The organism is Streptomyces sp. GDS52, assembly GCF_052246875.1.
Taxonomy (GTDB): domain Bacteria; phylum Actinomycetota; class Actinomycetes; order Streptomycetales; family Streptomycetaceae; genus Streptomyces; species Streptomyces cathayae.
Genome location: NZ_CM125966.1, coordinates 809,460 through 825,624, shown reverse-complemented (window position 1 = coordinate 825,624; position 16,165 = coordinate 809,460). Strand labels below are relative to the sequence as shown.

Annotated in this window: 23 protein-coding genes; 17 read left to right on the top strand and 6 right to left on the bottom strand. The window is 72.2% G+C overall.

The annotated features are described in order from the left end of the window. Positions 1-13 precede the first annotated feature (13 nt). The 12 genes from ligD to ACTWJ9_RS03730 all read left to right on the top strand — a co-directional run bounded on the left by ligD (position 14) and on the right by ACTWJ9_RS03730 (position 7,487). Positions 14-1,003, top strand: a complete 990-nt coding sequence (gene ligD, locus ACTWJ9_RS03785) for a non-homologous end-joining DNA ligase (RefSeq protein WP_443295195.1) — start codon at positions 14-16, stop codon at positions 1,001-1,003. A gap of 53 nt (positions 1,004-1,056) precedes the next feature. Continuing rightward, on the top strand, positions 1,057-1,428 hold the full coding sequence (locus ACTWJ9_RS03780; RefSeq protein WP_279332603.1) for a gas vesicle protein GvpO: 372 nt from the start codon (positions 1,057-1,059) through the stop codon (positions 1,426-1,428). 85 nt (positions 1,429-1,513) lie between these two features. Next, the gene (locus tag ACTWJ9_RS03775; protein WP_388705099.1) at positions 1,514-1,948 is read left to right on the top strand and encodes a gas vesicle structural protein GvpA; all 435 of its coding nucleotides are present in this window, start codon (positions 1,514-1,516) and stop codon (positions 1,946-1,948) included. Further along, on the top strand, positions 1,945-2,718 hold the full coding sequence (locus ACTWJ9_RS03770; RefSeq protein ID WP_443295194.1) for a GvpL/GvpF family gas vesicle protein: 774 nt from the start codon (positions 1,945-1,947) through the stop codon (positions 2,716-2,718). The genes ACTWJ9_RS03775 and ACTWJ9_RS03770 overlap by 4 nt, the downstream gene beginning before the upstream one ends. Positions 2,719-2,722: 4 nt before the next feature. Beyond that, entirely contained in the window at positions 2,723-2,986 is a 264-nt protein-coding gene (locus ACTWJ9_RS03765; RefSeq protein ID WP_384199597.1) for a gas vesicle protein GvpG, read from the top strand. After that, positions 2,983-3,597, top strand: a complete 615-nt coding sequence (locus tag ACTWJ9_RS03760; RefSeq protein ID WP_443295193.1) for a DNA primase — start codon at positions 2,983-2,985, stop codon at positions 3,595-3,597. Before ACTWJ9_RS03765 ends, ACTWJ9_RS03760 begins: the two co-directional genes overlap by 4 nt. Then, complete coding sequence (locus tag ACTWJ9_RS03755; protein ID WP_443295192.1) at positions 3,597-4,778, top strand: SRPBCC family protein; 1,182 nt, start codon at positions 3,597-3,599, stop codon at positions 4,776-4,778. The genes ACTWJ9_RS03760 and ACTWJ9_RS03755 overlap by 1 nt, the downstream gene beginning before the upstream one ends. Continuing rightward, entirely contained in the window at positions 4,775-5,209 is a 435-nt protein-coding gene (locus tag ACTWJ9_RS03750) for a gas vesicle protein (protein WP_279332597.1), read from the top strand. Before ACTWJ9_RS03755 ends, ACTWJ9_RS03750 begins: the two co-directional genes overlap by 4 nt. Next, on the top strand, positions 5,206-6,000 hold the full coding sequence (locus ACTWJ9_RS03745) for a GvpL/GvpF family gas vesicle protein (protein WP_279332596.1): 795 nt from the start codon (positions 5,206-5,208) through the stop codon (positions 5,998-6,000). The genes ACTWJ9_RS03750 and ACTWJ9_RS03745 overlap by 4 nt, the downstream gene beginning before the upstream one ends. Next, the gene (locus ACTWJ9_RS03740; protein ID WP_055570463.1) at positions 5,997-6,185 is read left to right on the top strand and encodes a gas vesicle protein; all 189 of its coding nucleotides are present in this window, start codon (positions 5,997-5,999) and stop codon (positions 6,183-6,185) included. The genes ACTWJ9_RS03745 and ACTWJ9_RS03740 overlap by 4 nt, the downstream gene beginning before the upstream one ends. A gap of 77 nt (positions 6,186-6,262) precedes the next feature. Next, positions 6,263-6,520: a gas vesicle protein K gene (locus ACTWJ9_RS03735; RefSeq protein WP_109376648.1), complete on the top strand. Its 258-nt coding sequence runs from the start codon at positions 6,263-6,265 to the stop codon at positions 6,518-6,520. A 139-nt stretch (positions 6,521-6,659) separates the two neighbouring features. Further along, a complete protein-coding gene (locus tag ACTWJ9_RS03730) occupies positions 6,660-7,487 on the top strand; it encodes an HARBI1 family protein (RefSeq protein WP_279334668.1) in 828 nt (275 codons plus the stop codon). 98 nt (positions 7,488-7,585) lie between these two features. Here ACTWJ9_RS03730 and ACTWJ9_RS03725 read toward each other — a convergent pair whose 3' ends face one another. Both ACTWJ9_RS03725 and ACTWJ9_RS03720 read right to left on the bottom strand, forming a co-directional pair. Further along, positions 7,586-7,756 (bottom strand): hydrophobic protein, encoded by a 171-nt coding sequence (locus ACTWJ9_RS03725; protein WP_279332595.1) that lies wholly within the window; start codon positions 7,754-7,756, stop codon positions 7,586-7,588. Between the two features lie 42 nt (positions 7,757-7,798). Beyond that, positions 7,799-8,620 (bottom strand): methyltransferase domain-containing protein, encoded by an 822-nt coding sequence (locus ACTWJ9_RS03720; protein ID WP_279332594.1) that lies wholly within the window; start codon positions 8,618-8,620, stop codon positions 7,799-7,801. Between the two features lie 195 nt (positions 8,621-8,815). Between ACTWJ9_RS03720 and ACTWJ9_RS03715 the strand changes: the two genes are divergently transcribed. Then, positions 8,816-10,435, top strand: a complete 1,620-nt coding sequence (locus tag ACTWJ9_RS03715) for an ABC-F family ATP-binding cassette domain-containing protein (protein WP_279332593.1) — start codon at positions 8,816-8,818, stop codon at positions 10,433-10,435. A 150-nt stretch (positions 10,436-10,585) separates the two neighbouring features. Then, positions 10,586-10,843 carry a DUF6158 family protein gene (locus ACTWJ9_RS03710; protein WP_279332592.1) on the top strand — a complete coding sequence of 86 codons (258 nt, stop codon included), beginning with the start codon at positions 10,586-10,588 and terminating at the stop codon, positions 10,841-10,843. 75 nt (positions 10,844-10,918) lie between these two features. On the opposite strand, the gene ACTWJ9_RS03705 is transcribed toward ACTWJ9_RS03710, so the two are convergent. Together ACTWJ9_RS03705 and ACTWJ9_RS03700 are read right to left on the bottom strand one after the other, a co-directional pair. Continuing rightward, positions 10,919-11,461 carry a type 1 glutamine amidotransferase domain-containing protein gene (locus ACTWJ9_RS03705; RefSeq protein WP_387035636.1) on the bottom strand — a complete coding sequence of 181 codons (543 nt, stop codon included), beginning with the start codon at positions 11,459-11,461 and terminating at the stop codon, positions 10,919-10,921. 70 nt (positions 11,462-11,531) lie between these two features. After that, positions 11,532-11,924, bottom strand: a complete 393-nt coding sequence (locus ACTWJ9_RS03700; RefSeq protein WP_279332590.1) for a DUF2795 domain-containing protein — start codon at positions 11,922-11,924, stop codon at positions 11,532-11,534. A gap of 172 nt (positions 11,925-12,096) precedes the next feature. Here ACTWJ9_RS03700 and ACTWJ9_RS03695 point away from each other — a divergent pair, with 172 nt between their 5' ends. The 3 genes from ACTWJ9_RS03695 (at position 12,097) to ACTWJ9_RS03685 (ending at position 14,629) form a co-directional block, all read left to right on the top strand. Next, on the top strand, positions 12,097-12,249 hold the full coding sequence (locus tag ACTWJ9_RS03695) for a hypothetical protein (protein WP_279332589.1): 153 nt from the start codon (positions 12,097-12,099) through the stop codon (positions 12,247-12,249). 181 nt (positions 12,250-12,430) lie between these two features. Beyond that, positions 12,431-13,276, top strand: a complete 846-nt coding sequence (locus ACTWJ9_RS03690) for a hypothetical protein (protein WP_279332588.1) — start codon at positions 12,431-12,433, stop codon at positions 13,274-13,276. A 120-nt stretch (positions 13,277-13,396) separates the two neighbouring features. Beyond that, positions 13,397-14,629, top strand: coding sequence for an aminotransferase class I/II-fold pyridoxal phosphate-dependent enzyme (locus ACTWJ9_RS03685; protein WP_279332587.1), 1,233 nt, complete (start codon positions 13,397-13,399; stop codon positions 14,627-14,629). Between the two features lie 82 nt (positions 14,630-14,711). On the opposite strand, the gene ACTWJ9_RS03680 is transcribed toward ACTWJ9_RS03685, so the two are convergent. Beyond that, positions 14,712-15,344, bottom strand: a complete 633-nt coding sequence (locus tag ACTWJ9_RS03680; RefSeq protein WP_387035650.1) for a DedA family protein — start codon at positions 15,342-15,344, stop codon at positions 14,712-14,714. Between the two features lie 47 nt (positions 15,345-15,391). Further along, a complete protein-coding gene (locus tag ACTWJ9_RS03675; protein ID WP_279332586.1) occupies positions 15,392-16,165 on the bottom strand; it encodes an MBL fold metallo-hydrolase in 774 nt (257 codons plus the stop codon).

Below are 16,165 nucleotides of genomic sequence, written 5' to 3'. Positions count from 1 at the left end.
AGAGGATCACGCCGTGAGCGACGCCGAGGGGGTGCGGCCGGTACGGGCCGGCCGTCGCACCGTGCGGATCCGTCGGCCGGGGAAGGTGCTCTTTCCCGGCGGTGAGGGCGCCGAGGAGTACACCAAGGGCGACCTCGTCGACTACCACCGGGCCGCCGCCCCGTTCATGCTGCCGCACCTGCGGGGCCGCCCGCTGATGCTGGACCGGCGCCCGGACGGCCTCGACGGGCCCACGTTCATGCAGAAGAACACCCCCGAGAGCTACCCGGAATGGATCACCCGCGTCGCGGTCGCCAAGGAGGGCGGCACGGTGTGCCACACCGTGTGCGACGACACGGCGACCCTGCTGTACCTCGTCGACCAGGCGAGCATCACCTTCCACCGCTGGCTCTCCCGGGCCGCCCCGATCGAACGGATCAACCGTCCGGACCGGCTGGTCTTCGACCTCGATCCCGCCGAGGACGACTTCGGGACGGTGCGGGAGGCGGCGCGGCTGCTGGGGGAGCTGCTGGACGAGCTGAAGCTGCCCACGGCGCTGATGACCACCGGCTCCCGGGGCCTCCATGTGATCGTGCCGCTGAACGGTGACGACGCGTTCGACGACGTGCGCGCCTTCGCCCGCGAGGTCGCCGACACCCTCGTCGACGCCCACCCCGACCGGCTCACCACCGCCGCGCGCAAGAAGGAGCGCGGCGACCGGCTCTACCTGGACGTGCAGCGCAACGCCTACGCGCAGACCGCGGTCGCGCCCGGCTCCGTCCGGGCCCTGCCCGGCGCCCCCGTCGCGGCCCCCGTCTCCTGGGACCAGCTGGACGATCCGAAGCTGCACGCCCGCCGCTGGACCGTCGCCGACGCCGTCGAACAGCTGCGGACCGACCCCTGGGCCGGTCTGCCGCGCCGGGGCCGCGCCCTGGGGCCGGCCCGCCGGCGGCTGGCCGCACTGCGGGGCGGCCCGGCCCGGCCGGACGACCGGACACGGAGCGTGACCGCGGCAATCGGTTGAGCCTCCGGAGGTTTGGTGAAGGGACTTGTGGCCACACGGAGGAGGAGGCGCTCATGACGAACGCAAGGAACACCGGAGACTCCAGAGGTTCACAGGAACCACAGGAGGCTCACGCACCCCGCAAGTCTGCGGAAAACACCAGAGCGACCAAACGGCCGAGCCCCATGGAGGTACTGCGCCAGGCGCGCGGGCAGCTCGCGGAGCTCACCGGTATGGAAGCCGAGTCCGTGTCGTCCTTCGAGCAGACGGAGGAGGGCTGGGCGCTGGAGGTCGAGGTCCTCGAGCTCGAGCGTGTGCCCGACACGATGAGCCTGATGGCGAGTTACCAGGTGGAGCTGGGGCCCGACGGAGAGCTCACCGGCTACCGGCGGGTCCGCCGCTATGAGCGGGGGCGGTCCGACGCGCGCAGGTCCGGCGGCCGGTAGGCCGCCCGGCCGGCCCCTTCCGGCCCGTCGGCACGACGGACACGGCGCGCGAGGCAGGCAACTCACACAAGGAGGAACAACCGGCATGACAGTCGTACCGGCACAACAGTCCGGTGGTGGAGGCGGCAGCAGCGGCCTCTACGACGTGCTCGAGCTCGTCCTGGACAGGGGGCTCGTCATCGACGCATTCGTGCGCGTGTCCCTGGTCGGCATCGAGATCCTCAAGATCGATGTCCGCGTCGTCGTCGCCAGCGTCGACACCTACCTGCGCTTCGCCGAGGCGTGCAACCGGCTCGACCTGGAGGCCGGACCCCGCAAGAGCCCGGGCCTGCCCGACGTGGTCGGCCAGGTCACCGAGTCCGGTGCCCGCGGCAAGTCCAAGGGAGCGCTGTCCGGTGCCGCCGAGACCATCTCCGACGCCTTCCAGCAGGCACGCGGAGAGGGCTCCGAGCGGGAGGCCGAGTCCCGTCCGCGGGCCCGCAAGAGCACCTCGGCACGCCGGAAGGAGGAGCAGGAGTGAGCACCTACGTCTACGGCATCACGGCGAGTACGTATTCCGGCCCCCCCGAGCACACGAGTGGTGTGGGCGACCCGGCAGGTCCGGTGCGGGTCCTGAAGGAGGGCGAGCTGGCGGCCGTCGTCAGTGACGCCCCCGAGGACCTGCGCCCCAAACGAAGGGAACTGCTCGCCCACCAGAACGTGCTCGCCGAGGTCGGCGCGGCCGGCTGTGTGCTGCCGATGCGGTTCGGCAGCGTCGCCCCCGACGACGACTCCGTCACCACCGTGCTCGCCGAGCGTGCCGAGCACTACAAGGAGCGGCTGCGGGCGCTGGACGGCCGGGTCGAGTACAACGTCAAGGCCAATCACGACGAGGAGGCCGTACTCCACCACGTGATGGCCGGCAACCCGGAGCTCCGCGCTCTCGCGGAAGCCAACCGGCAGTCCGGCGGTGGAAGTTACGACGACAAGATCCGCCTGGGCGAGATGGTCGCCGAGGCGGTCAGGGCCCAGGAGGCCGAGGACGGCGTCGCCGTGCGGCGTGCCCTGGAACCGGCGGCCGACGCCGTGAGCGTGGGTCCCGAGTCCACGGGCTGGCTCGCCAACGTCTCCTTCCTGGTGCCGCGCGACACGGCCGGGGAATTCATGGCCGCCCTGGACCGCGTCCGCGAGGACATGCCGCACCTGGAGGTGCGGCTCAACGGCCCGCTGCCCCCGTACAGCTTCGTGGAGCCCGGCCCGGCCGAACCGGCGGGCGCCACGGCGGGTGGGGCGGACGCCGGAATGGGGTGACGACATGGGCCTGATCTCGGGAGTGCTGCTGCTTCCGCTGGCCCCGGCGCGCGGCAGCGGCTGGGTCATCCAGCAGGTGCTGCGCGAGGCGGAGCGCATCTACTACGACCCCGCCGCGATCCGTGCCGAACTGGCGCGGCTCGAGGAGCAGCTGGAGGCCGGAGAGATCACCGAGGAGGAGTTCGACCGGCAGGAGGACGAACTCCTCGACCGATTGGAGACCGCGATGCGCACCAGCGCCACAGGGGACGGGACGGCACCACGATGAATCGGACAGCGCTCGGCCTCGCGATAGGGGCCGGATACCTCCTCGGACGGACGAAGAAGCTGAAGACGGCGGTCGCCGTCGGCGGGCTGGTGGCCGGCAAGAAGCTGAACCTCGGACCGCGGATGATCACGGACCTGGTCTCCTCGCAGCTGCAGAACAACCCGCAGTTCAAGGAGCTCGGGGATCAGCTGCGCGGCGACCTGCGCGGCGCCGGCAAGGCGGCCTCCGGGGCACTCGTCGAGCGGCAGCTCGACTCCCTCGCCGACAGACTGCACGGCCGTACCGCCGAGATGCGCGAGCAGCTGGCCGGTTCGGGTCGCGAGGCCGGGGACGACACGGATGACACGGACGACGTGGACGCCACGGACGAGGAACCGGACGGCGAGGAGCCGGAACCGGAGTCCGAGCGGCCGGCGAAGAAGGCCTCGTCGAAGAAGGACTCGCCGAAGAGGGCGCCGTCGAAGGAGGCCGCGAGGAAGACCGTCAAGAAGGCGCCCCCCGCGAAGAAGGCCGCTCAGGGGAGGAAGGCGGCTGCCGAGAAGGCCGCCGCCGCGCGGACGGGTTCGTCCCGGGGCGCCCGTTCACGCACCTCGAAGGGAGGCGGTGAGTGATGACCGAGACACTCGGATCGGCCACCTCCGCCGCGCGCGACGGAGTGCGCGAGGGGACGAAGAACCCGCTGGCCGACCTGGCCCACAGCGAGGCCGCCGACCACCTCAAGGCGGAACTGCAGGACTACCTCGCGGCCCAGGCCACCCGCCTGCTGACCGGTGTCGGCCGCAAGCTGGGCGAGACGACCGGCAAACTCACCGACATCGCCGAGGGCAACAGTCCGGGTTTCGCCAAGCTCGCACTCGACGGCGGACGCAAACTCGCCGAGGGCAAGAGCCCCCTGCGCAGCGCCGTCGAACTGGGAGCCTCGCGGGCCAAGGACAACGTGATGGGTGCCCTGAAGGGCCTGGGCGGCGGCGGTGGCAAGAGCAAGCGCAAGCGCTCCGCGGGCAAGAAGCCCACCGTCATCATGGAGCACATCGATGTCGGCGTCCCGCTGCGCACGGCCTACGACCAGTGGACGCAGTACCAGGACTTCAGCACCTTCGCCAAGGGCGTCAAGAGTGCCAACAAGTCCGACGACACCACCTCGGACTGGCAGGTCAAGGTTCTGTGGTCCAACCGCAGCTGGAAGGCGCAGACCACCGAGCAGATCGCCGACGACCGCATCGCCTGGTCCTCCGAGGGGGCCAAGGGCACGACGAAGGGCGTCGTCTCCTTCCACAGCCTCGGCGACAAACTCACCCGGGTCCTGCTGGTCATCGAGTACTACCCCTCGGGTTTCTTCGAGAAGACCGGCAACATCTGGCGCGCCCAGGGCCGCCGGGCCCGGCTCGACCTGAAGAACTTCGCCCGCTTCATCACGTTCAAGGGTGAGGCCGAGGACAGCTGGCGCGGCGAGATCCAGGACGGTGAGGTCGTCCGCAGCCACGAGGACGCCATCGCCGAAGAGGAGGAGGAACAGTCGCCGCCCGGGGACGAGGAGCCGGAGGGCGAGGACGCCGAGGGCGCAGAGGAAGCCGAGGGCGCAGAGGACGCCGAGGGCGAGTACGACGAAGAGGAGGAAGCAGACGAAGCCGCGGACGAGGAACCGGCCGAGGGCGGCTACGAGGAGGAGGACGAGGACGCCTACGAGGAAGAGGACGAAGGCGCGGACGAGGACGAGGATGAGGACGAGGCCGAGGACGAGTATGAGCCCGAGGACGAGCCCGAGTACGCCGAAGGCGGGAGCCGTCGATGACGACGCCCCGTCGGCTCCCCGAGCCCTATGGGCAGGGTGGCGGCGCCAATCTCGCCGACATCCTGGAGCGGGTGCTCGACAAGGGCATCGTCATCGCGGGCGACATCCGCATCAACCTGCTCGACATCGAACTGCTCACCATCAAGCTGCGGCTCGTCGTGGCTTCCGTCGACAAGGCGAAGGAGATGGGGATCGACTGGTGGGAGACCGACCCGGCGCTCTCCTCCCGCGCCCGTCGCTCCGAACTGGCCCGGGAGAACGCCGAGCTGCGTGAGCGGCTGGCCGAACTGGAGGGTGACCGTCCGCTGGCGGCCGGCCGTTCGTCGGACACGGACCGTCCGCTGGAGGCCGGCCGCCGGCGGGGGACCGACCGGCCGCAGGAGACCGGCCGTCACCGGGAGACCGACCGGCCGCAGGAGGAGGGCCCGTGACCGGACTGCGGTACGTCTACGCCATCTGCCGCCCCTTCGGCACACCGCTCCAGGCACAGCTGACCGGTGTGGCGGGTGATCCGCCCCGGCTGCTGCCCCATCACGGCCTGGTGGCCGTCGTCAGCCATGTGCCGGAGGCGGACTTCGCCGAGGAGCCCCTCCATGAGCATCTGGAGGACCTCGACTGGCTGACCGAGGTCGCCCGCGCCCACCAGGGCGTCATCGACGCGCTCACCACCGTCACCACGCCGCTGCCGCTGCGGCTCGGCACCGTGTTCCGTGACGACAGCGGCGTACGGACGATGATGGAGGCGCGCGAGGAGGGCTTCCTGCGGACGCTGGACCGGTTGGACGGCCGGGTGGAATGGGGCGTGAAGGTCTTCATCGAGGCGGAACGGCCGGCGGACACCGCCGCACCGCCGGCGCAAAAGCCCACGTCGGGCCGGGACTACCTGCGCCAACGGCGCATGGCGACGAAATCGCACGACGACCTGTGGCAGCAGGCCGAGGCCTTTTCGACCCGGCTGCACGAGACGCTCTCCGGCTGCGCCGAGGATTCCCGGCTGCACGCTCCGCAGAATCCCACGCTCTCCGGTGCGTCGGGTCGCAACGTGTTGAATGCGGCTTATCTCGTGCCGCGAGCGGAATCCGAGAAGTTCGTGGAAAGGGTGGAGCGGACGAAGGACGGGACACCCGGGATACGCGTCGAGCTCACCGGCCCCTGGGCGGCCTATTCATTCGCCGGGGAAGAGTCCGCCGGAGAGGAATCGGCCGAGGGGGAGCGGCCGTGACCGTGGTCGAGCGCCGGGAGATAGCCCTGGTGGATCTGCTGGACCGGCTCCTGGCCGGCGGAGTCGTCATCACCGGTGACATCACGCTGCGCATCGCGGACGTCGATCTGGTCCGTATCGACCTCAACGCGCTCATCAGCTCGGTGAACGCGAACGTTCCGTCGCCCTTCGAGGAGTCGCGTTGACGGCCACCCCCGATGATCATCACGGCGAGCCGCACGAAGGCCGGCGCGCGGGGCACGGCCGGCGCAACCGGCTCGACCTGGAACCGGACACGGTCGAACGTGACCTGGTCAAACTGGTGCTCACCGTCGTGGAACTGCTGCGCCAGCTCATGGAGCGCCAGGCGGTACGCCGGTTCGACGAGGGAGACCTGACGGAGGAGCAGGAGGAGCGCATCGGGCTCACCCTGATGCTGCTCGAGGAGCGGATGACGGAACTGCGTGACCGGTACGGACTGCGGCCCGAGGACCTGAATCTGGACCTCGGGCCGCTCGGACCGCTGCTGCCGCGGGACTGAGCCCTTCCCGGTAAGCGGTGGTTGCTCGCTGTGATCGCGATGCTGGCACTGCGGCCCGTGGCATCCCCAAGTCCGGGCAGGCATAAGGCCCCTGGTAGGAACGATCTTGCGACAGAAAGATCCGACCGAGGGGCCTTACGTGCCGACCAGTGTCACATACACCGCCGTACTCGATGTGAAGCGGTCCACCGCCGAGCACCTGGCCCGACTGCTGCACGACCACCGGATCGCGGCCAGGACCCGCAAGGGACGGCGTGCACTGGGCTGCTTCAAGCAGGCGGTGCTCATCCTGCGCTGGTTCACCGACGGCACCCGCCTGTCCCAACTCGCCTGCGACAACGGACTGTCGACCTCCACCGCCTACCGCTACCTCCACGAAGGACTGACCGTGCTGTCCGCCGGGGCACCGGACCTCGCGACCGCGCTGGAGCGCGCGAAGGCGGCCGGGCTGACGCATCTCAACCTCGACGGCACCATCATCCGCACCGACCGCGTCGCCGCCCCCGGCCCCAACGGCGCGGACCTGTGGTGGTCCGGGAAGCACCAGCACCACGGAGGAAACGTGCAGGTCATCGCCACCCCGGACGGCTGGCCGATCTGGGTCTCACCGGTCCGGCCCGGCCGCGAGCACGACACCACCTGCGCCCGCCGCCACGGCCTGATCGACGGCCTGGGCCGCATCGCCGCCGAGCTGGACATGCCGACCCTGGTCGACCTCGGCTACGAGAACGCCGGCGACGGCTTCCGCCACCCGCACAAGAAGCCCGCGGGCGGCAAGCTGACCGAGACCCAGCAGACCTACAACAAGGTCATCCGCGGCATCCACGGCGTCTGCGAGCGCGCCAACTCCCTGCTCAAGACCACCTTCAAGGCCCTGCGCAGGGTCAGCCTCGACCCCAGCCGGATCACGCAGATCGCCGCCGCAGCCCTCGTCCTGCTCCAGCTCGAGTACGACCGCACCATCTGAACGATCACGCAACGTCATGATCCGTTACTGGCAAAGATTCACTGAGTCCCCGGACGGTCCGGTGACGGAAACCTTCCGTCACCGGACCGTCCGCCGTCTCACCACTTGTACCAGCGGCCCCTGCCGCCGCTCGCCGATGTGCTGCGCATGAAGAATCCCAGCAGCCACACGACGAGAACCGCCAACGCGATCCACCAGAGCACCTTCACCGCGAAACCGGCGCCGAAAAGAACCAGGGCCAGAAGCAGAACCAGCAGAATGGGAACCATAGTGTCAACCTCCTGCCTTTCTGATGACCCGGAATTCTCGTTTCAGGCATCCTTGCGGCAGAGAATTTCTCCGTGCAGCACGCTGAACCATCCGTCCTCCCGCGTGCCCCACTCCCGCCATGCCGCCGCGGCGGCCCGCAGTTGTCCGCCGGTGGCGTGGCCCTGCCCGGTGGCCCGCTCGGCGTAGTCCGACGCCACCGTGCGGTCCGCCCACAGGGAACTCCACCAGGCCCGCTCCTCGGCGGTCGAGTAGGTCCAGGTGGCCGAGGTGGCGGTGATGTCCGTGAACCCGGCCGTCAGCGCCCAGGACTTCAGCCGCCGGCCGGCATCCGGTTCGCCGCCGTTGGCCCGGGCCACCCGCCGGTACAGGTCCAGCCAGTCGTCCAGGCCCGGGGAGAGGGGGTACCAGGTCATCGCCGCGTAATCCGCGTCCCGGACGGCGACGAACCCGCCGGGCCTGGTCACCCGCATCATCTCGCGCAACGCCCGCACCGGGTCCCCCACGTGCTGGAGCACCTGGTGGGCGTGCACCACGCTGAACGTGTCGTCCGGGAAGTCCAGCGCGTGCACGTCGCCCACCGCGAAGGCCGTGTTCGTCAGGCCGCGCCCGGCCGCCGTGGCACCGGCCTGCTCCAGGATGCCCGGCGCCCGGTCGAGACCGGTGACGTGTCCGTCGGGGACGAGCCCGGCCAGGTCGGCGGTGATGGTGCCGGGCCCGCAACCGACGTCCAGGATCCGCATGCCGGGCGTCAGTACCCCGAGGAGGTACGCCGCCGAGTTGGCCGCGGTCCGCCAGGTGTGCGACCGCAGCACCGACTCGTGGTGCCCGTGGGTGTAGACGGCGGTCTCCCGTGATGGAGGCATGGTGAGCCCGTCCCTTCTCGTCGTCCGGTCATGGCGTACCCGATCTCCGTGAACGACCGTCACGATACGCACTCCGGCCGTATCCTGAGACCCGCGTCTCATATTCCGGGCGGACCGATGTGTGCCGGGCGCCCCGCCCGCCCGGCCGGCAAAACCGTTTGCCCCCTGCGCCGACGCCCCGGACAATCGCGTCCCATGGGTCATCTCGAAGCCGCGTACCTGGAGTACCACCTCCCCGACGGGAGGCCGCTCCTGGGCGACGTGTCCTTCCGTGTGGGCGAAGGGGCCGTCACCGCCCTCGTGGGACCCAACGGCGCGGGCAAGACGACACTCCTGCGCCTCCTCGCCGGCGAACTCAAGCCGCACGGCGGCTCCGTCACGGTCAGCGGCGGCCTCGGCGTCATGCGCCAGTTCGTGGGTTCCGTACGGGACGGAACGACCGTGCGCGACCTCCTCGTCTCCGTCGCCACGCCCCGCATCCGCGAGGCCGCCCGCACCGTCGACAAGGCCGAGCACGCGCTGCACGTCGCCGGGGACGAGAGCGCCCAGATGAGGTACGCGCAGGCCCTCGCCGACTGGGCCGAGGCGCGCGGCTACGAGGCCGAGACGCTGTGGGACATGTGCACGACGGCCGCACTCGGCATCCCCTACGACAAGGCGCAGCAACGCCAGGTGCGCACCCTCTCCGGCGGCGAGCAGAAACGCCTGGTCCTCGAAGCGCTGCTGCGCGGCACCGACGAGGTCCTGCTCCTCGACGAGCCCGACAACTACCTCGACGTCCCCGGCAAGCGCTGGCTCGAGGAGCAACTCGAACAGACCCGCAAGACCGTGCTCCTCGTCTCCCACGACCGCGAACTGCTCGCCCGCACCGCCCGGCGCATCGTCTCCCTCGAACCGAGCCCCACCGGCGCCGACGCCTGGGTGCACGGCGGGGGCTTCGCCACGTACCACGACGCCCGGCGCGAACGCTTCGCCCGCTTCGAGGAACTGCGCAGGCGGTGGGACGAGAAGCACGCCCAGCTGAAGAAGCTGGTGCTGAACCTCCGGCAGGCCGCCTCCGTCAGTCCCGACATGGCGTCCCGGTACCGGGCGGCCCAGACCCGGCTGCGCAAGTTCGAGGAGGCCGGCCCGCCGCCGGAGCCGCCGCGCGAGCAGGACATCAGGATGCGCCTGAAGGGAGGCCGCACCGGAGTGCGCGCGGTCACCTGCGAGCAGCTCGAACTCACCGGTCTGATGAAACCGTTCGACCTGGAGGTCTTCTACGGCGAACGGGTCGCCGTGCTCGGCTCCAACGGCTCCGGCAAGTCGCACTTCCTGCGCCTGCTCGCCGGGGACGACGTGGCGCACACGGGCGGCTGGCGGCTCGGCGCCCGTGTCGTCCCCGGACACTTCGCGCAGACCCACGCGCACCCCGAGCTGGAGGGCCGCACGCTCCTGGACGTCCTGTGGAAGGAGCACGCCCAGGACCGGGGCGCCGCCATGTCCCGGCTGCGCCGCTACGAACTGACCGGCCAGGCCGAGCAGACCTTCGACCGTCTCTCCGGCGGTCAGCAGGCCCGGTTCCAGATCCTGCTGCTGGAGCTCCAGGGGGTGACGGCGCTGCTGCTCGACGAGCCGACCGACAACCTGGACCTGGAGTCGGCGGAGGCGTTGCAGGAGGGCCTGGAGGCGTTCGAGGGCACGGTGCTGGCCGTCACGCACGACCGCTGGTTCGCCCGCTCCTTCGACCGCTACCTGGTCTTCGGCGGTGACGGCAGGGTCCGGGAGGCCCCGGAACCCGTGTGGGACGAGCGCCGCGTGGAACGGGCCCGGTAGCGGCCCCCGCCGCGCCTTCGGGCCCCGGAGCCGGCCGGGATGTTCGGGGACCGGGATGTTCGTAGAGTGGGTGCAGGGACGCGGGTCCCGTGGCCTCCCCGGGCGGGTATCCGGACCGCAGGTTACGCCTACGACGAGCGGGGCATCACGATGGCCGGAGTCGAGCCGAACCGCCTGGACGACCAGCAGCTCATGAAGGAGCTGGAGAACATCCATCGCACGCGTCACGACACGCTGCTGCACGGCTCCGACGACGCGTTGCGGGTCCACAACGACCGTATGGCGCAGCTGGAGGGCGAGTACCTCCGCCGTCATCCGCGCCGCCCGGTGGCGGCGGGCCGCACCCGCGCGGGGGCCCGGGAACGGAGCGGCGCGGACAGGGCGACACCCGTGGACCCGGGCACCTGACGGACCCCGTGAGGAGCCGGGACCCGCGGGGCGCGGGTCCCGGCTCGTTCAGGCCGTTCAAGCGGTTCAGGTCGTTCAGGCCGCTTCCGCGGCGAACACCTTCAGATACGCCTCGCAGAACGCCTCGAGGTCGTCCGGCTTGCGGCTGGTGACCAGCTTGGCGGACTCGTGGTCGCAGATCTTCACCTGCTCGTCGACCCAGGTGGCACCGGCGTTACGGAGATCGGTCCGCAGACTCGGCCAGCTGGTCAGCTCCCTCCCGCGGACCACGTCCGCCTCGATGAGGGTCCAGGGCGCGTGGCAGATCGCGGCGACGGGCCGCCCCTGTCCGAAGAAGTCCCGGACGAACGCGACGGCCTTCTCGTCCGTGCGCAGCAGGTCCGGGTTGGCCACCCCGCCCGGCAGCACCAGCCCGCCGAAGGAGTCGGCGGACGTCTCGCCGACGACCTCCTGCACCGGGAAGGTGTCCGCCTTGTCGAGATGGTCGAACGCCTGGATCTCGCCCGGCCGGGTCGACACGAGCACGGGTTCGTGACCGGCGCCGAGGGCCGCCTCCCACGGCTCGGTCAGCTCGACCTGCTCGACGCCCTCGGTCGCGACGAGGAATGCGATACGCATGGGGGACTACGTCCTTTCCTTCAGTTCGTGCAGTTCGTGCAAGACGCTCTGGTCCGTCAGGACCGACCGGCTACGGGCTGCTCGTCTCCTGGGGCCGCGTCAGTGCCTCGGCCAGCTCCTGGAGGCTGTCGTAGCGGGCCTGTCGCGGCAGCCGGCCCAGCGCCTCGACGAGGGTGTCGGGCGCGTACCGCCGGTCCAGGGTGCGCATCAGCTCGCGCGGACCCGCGGGGAACGCCCCCCGGCTCAGGAGCCGGGCCAGCTCCAGCCGCACCGACTCCAGCGACGTCGGTCCACGGTTCGGCGTCACCGGGCCGTGCGCGACCGCGGGGTCGTCCTCGGCGAACGGCTCCGGGTCGTTCCACTCCTCGGTCCGGGTGGGATGCCCTGACCTGAGCAGACCCTGCAGTTCGTGCTTCATCTCGTCGTCGCGGTGAACGCTCAGCCGGTCACTGCCTCGCTGCATGTCTCTCTCCAGATGGTTCGGGGTCTGCACCGCGTACCCGGCCGACGGACACCGACACGGGGTTCGGCGGGCGGATCGTCACCGCCGGGCGCCGGGTACCGCCGGGTTTGTCCCGCGAACGACGGGAGACCCGGCCCCCTCACCCCCCGCGCCCCCTGCGGAAGGACCGGCCATGGCGGTGCTCGCCGTGCTCATTCCGATATTCATGCTCGGCGTGCTGCTGATGCTGGGCCGCTACGAGGAGCTCGTGCTGACCGGTGTGCGGGAACAGGATCCCGACGGCCTCCCCGCGCCGCACGACAGGGACGGCGCCGACAGCCGTTGACCGACCGGCCGGGCCCGGAGCGCGCCGGGTGCCCGGCCCTTCACCCACTCGGGTGCACCCGCCCCTCCGACGGCGGCAGGCCGCGCGCGGTGCCGCGGCCGACGGGCTGGGATGGGTACGGGGCGCGACGTCTGCGAACGGGATCGCCGGGCCCCGGCCGCCGCCCGAAGGAGCCCGCACCATGCGCCGCACCGCCCGCGCCCTGTCCCTCGCCGCCGTCGCCGGCACCGTACTCGGCGCGCTCGCACCGGCCGCGTTCGCCGCTCCGTCCGCGGATCCGTCCGCCGAGGTCACTCCGGGCAGACCGGCCCCGGGCGGCACCGTCACCGTCTCGGTCCTCTGCGATCCGGCCGGCGGCCGCCCGCCGGAGACCCTCGAGGCCGCCTCGGAAGCCTTCGCCAAGGGCATCGTCGAACTGAAGAAGGTGCCCGCCTCCGACGAGGAGGAGTCCGGCCCGGCCTACCGGGGCACCGCGGACCTCCGGAGCGCCGGAGGCGCCGGGGGACCGGGCGGCGACCCGCAGGACGAGACCGGCCCGTCCGACGAGCTCGATCCGCTGGAAGAGACCGACCCCCTGGACGGCCCCGACCCCCGGGAAGGAACCGGCCCGTCGGATGAAGCCGGCCCGTCAAACGAGGCCGACCCGCTCTACGACATCGATCCGCTCTCCGCGGTCGACGAGGCCGCCCCCGCCGGCAAGGGCTCCGCGCGGACCGTCGAGGGCAGGTGTCCCGCCGCGCCGGGGAAGAAGGGCAAACCGTGGAGTGCTTCCTTCACCGTCGCCCGCCACCCCGGCGGTTCCGGCGCCACCTCACCCTCGCACTCACCCTCCCCCTCGCACTGCCCCGAACGCGAGCGCGCCCGCTGCGGGGGCACGGTGGTTCCGGGCGGTGTCCACGCCGGCACGGGCGGCGGGTTCACCGACTCCGTCCCCGCCCTGGCCGCGGGCGGCCTGCTGGTCGCGGGCGCGTTCGGCGCCGCCGCCCACCGGCTGTACCGCGACAGGACCGCGCGTACGGGCCGCTGATGTTCCCCGAGCGGCCCGCAGCCGTCCGCGCGAAGTGGCACCGTGGGTACTGACCGGGGTGACCGGCCCGGATGACCCCCGTGGGCACGCCGGGTCACCAGACACTGCGCGGAGGTGCGTATGCGGCGGACGGACCCCGGGGGGCACGGCCCTGTTCGCTTCGGACCGGCACTGCCCGAGGACGGGCTGCCCGTCCTGCCCGAACTCTCCGCCGTCCTCGCCGCCGCCGCGTCCCGTGCGGAGGCCGAGCCGGTCGGCGGCGGCCCCGCCCTGCTGGAGGCCGCGTGCGGCCACGGCGACCGGCGAGGTCTGCCCGCCGCCCCCGACCGGGTGGCCGTCGCCCCCGGCGCGCCCGCCCTCCTCATGGCGCTCACCGCGGCCATCGGCGGGGACGTGCTGGTGCCCCGGCCCTGCGCCGCCTGGTGGGCCCCCGAGGCCCGGCTGCTCGGTCGCCCCGCCTTCCCGGTGCCGACGCCCCACGAGAGCGGCGGCGTCCCCGATCCGTACGCCCTGCTGGAGACCGTGCGGAGGGTGCGTGCCGAGGGCGGTGACCCGCGTCTGCTGGTGCTCTCCGTCGCCGACGACCCCACCGCCACCGTCGCCCCGCCCGAACTGCTGCACGAGACCATCGAGGCCGCCGTCGCCGAGGGGCTGCACCTGGTCAGTGACGAGACCTGGCGGGACACCCTGCACGCACCGCGCGAGACCGTGCTGCTCAGCCCCGCTGAGATGCTGCCCGAACACGTCACCGTGGTCACCGACCTGGCGGGCGCCCTGCTCCCGTCCGGCTGGCCCGCCGCGATCGGCCGCTTCCCGGCGGGCGCGGACGGCGGCGCGCTCCACGCGCGGGTGCTCGACGTACTGACCGCGCTCGACGCACGGGTGGCCGCCCCGGTCGCCGTCGCGGTGGCCCACGCGCTGGCCGAGCCGGAGGCGGTCACCGCGCGGACGGCCGCCGCCGTACGCCTGCACGCCCGGGTGGCCGCCGCCGCGCGGGAGGCGGTCGTCGCCGCGGGAGCCCTGGCCCACCCCCCGCAGGCCGGACGGCACCTCTACGTGGACCTCACACCGCTGGCGCCCGCACTCACCGCGCACGGCGTGGGCGACGCCCAGGAACTGGAGGACTTCCTCACCGCCCGGCTCGGCATGCCCGCGCCGGGCGGCCACCGCTTCGGCGACGACCTCGAGGCACCGCGCGTACGGCTGTCCACCGCGCCCCTGCTCGGCGACACCGCCGAGCAGCGGGCGGAAGGCCTCGCCTCGTCCGCGCCGCTGGAACTTCCGCACGTGCGCCGCGCGCTGGACCGTCTGAGGACGGTCTTCGACGGCCTCCGCGACGAAGCCCGGCGATAGGAGTCCTCCCGTCAGGACCGGGGAGGACCGGGGAAGATCAGGGAGGAGCCGGGAGCACCCGAAAGGACCCGACCGGTGGTGGTCAGCCCCGCAGGCGCCGCCACAGGCTCGGGGTCACGCTGATCAGGACGGTCAGGACGACCGCCGCGAGCACGCCCTGCCAGGGCTCCTCGAACAGTGAACCGCCGAGGATCCCGATCAACTGGTACGTCAGCGCCCAGGCCAGGCAGGCCGGCAGGTTGCCGCGGACGAAGCGGCGCAGGGGCCACTCGGCGATCAGGCAGGCCAGCATCACCGGAAGGCGCCCCGCCGGAACCAGCCGGGACAGCACCAGCACCGTCACGTCGTGCTCGGCGAGCTTGGTCTGCGCCTGCGCCAGCCGGTCCTCCGGCGCCCGCGCCCGGATCGCCTCCAGCCAGCGCGAACCGTTCCGCGACCGCATCCCGCGCCGCCCCAGCCAGTACAGGGCGACGTCCCCGAGGAACGCGGCCAGGGACGCCGTCGCGAACACCAGCAGCATCGAGAGCGGCGCCGTCCGGTGGAAGGCGACCACCGCCGCCGAACTCACGAGCGCCCCGGTCGGCACCACCGGCACCAGCGCACCGATCAGCACCAGCAGGAACAGCGAGGGATACCCGATCGCCTGCTCGGTGGACACCGGAGCCACCGTCGTCGACGCGGCGAACACCAGGACCGGGGCGGCCGTCGAGGCCAGGGCCGACACGGGCGCACCGGCCGCCTGGACCAGGGCGGCGGGCAGCGTCACCGTGGGCCCTCCAGACGGAGCCGCTCACCGTGCCCCAGCCGGTGCACCGGCACCCCGGGCGCCTGCTCGGCCGCCCACCGTACGAACTCGTCGCCCGGTGAGTGGAACTCGTGCGGACGCACGGCGTCCATGCCGATCGGCCAGTACGTGCCGTAGTGCACCGGCACCGCGCTGCGCGCCTCGAGCCGGGCCAGCGCCTCGGCCGCGCGCCCCGCGTCCAGGTGCCCCTCGCCGAGGTACGGGCCCCAGCCGCCCACCGGCAGCAGTGCCACGTCGACCGGCCCGACCTCCTTGGCCATCGTGTCGAACAGGCCGGTGTCGCCCGCGAAGTACGTGCGCGCCTCGCCCTCCACGACGTAGCCGAGCGCGGGGGACCGGTGCCGTCCGAGCGGCAGCCGCCGCCCGTCGTGCCGGGCACTCACGACCCGTACGGCCAGAGGGCCGACCGCCAGCACGTCGCCGGGCGCCACCTCGCTCACCTCGAGGTGCGTGAGCCGGCGCAGCCTCGGCACCGCACGGTGTGCGCCCCGGGGCACGAGCAGGAGCGTGCCCGGGGCGAGCAGCGCCAGCGAGGGCAGGTGCAGATGATCGGCGTGCAGATGGGAGACCAGCGCCACGTCCGCGTGCCGGGCGCCCGGCGGTGGCACGGCACCGCGCCGCCGCCGCAGATGCGCGAGGCGACGGGCGAACAGGGGATCGGTGAGCACGCGGGTGTGCGAGTCCTCGACCGTGCAAGTGGCGTGACCCCACCAGGTGATCTCCACCGGCAC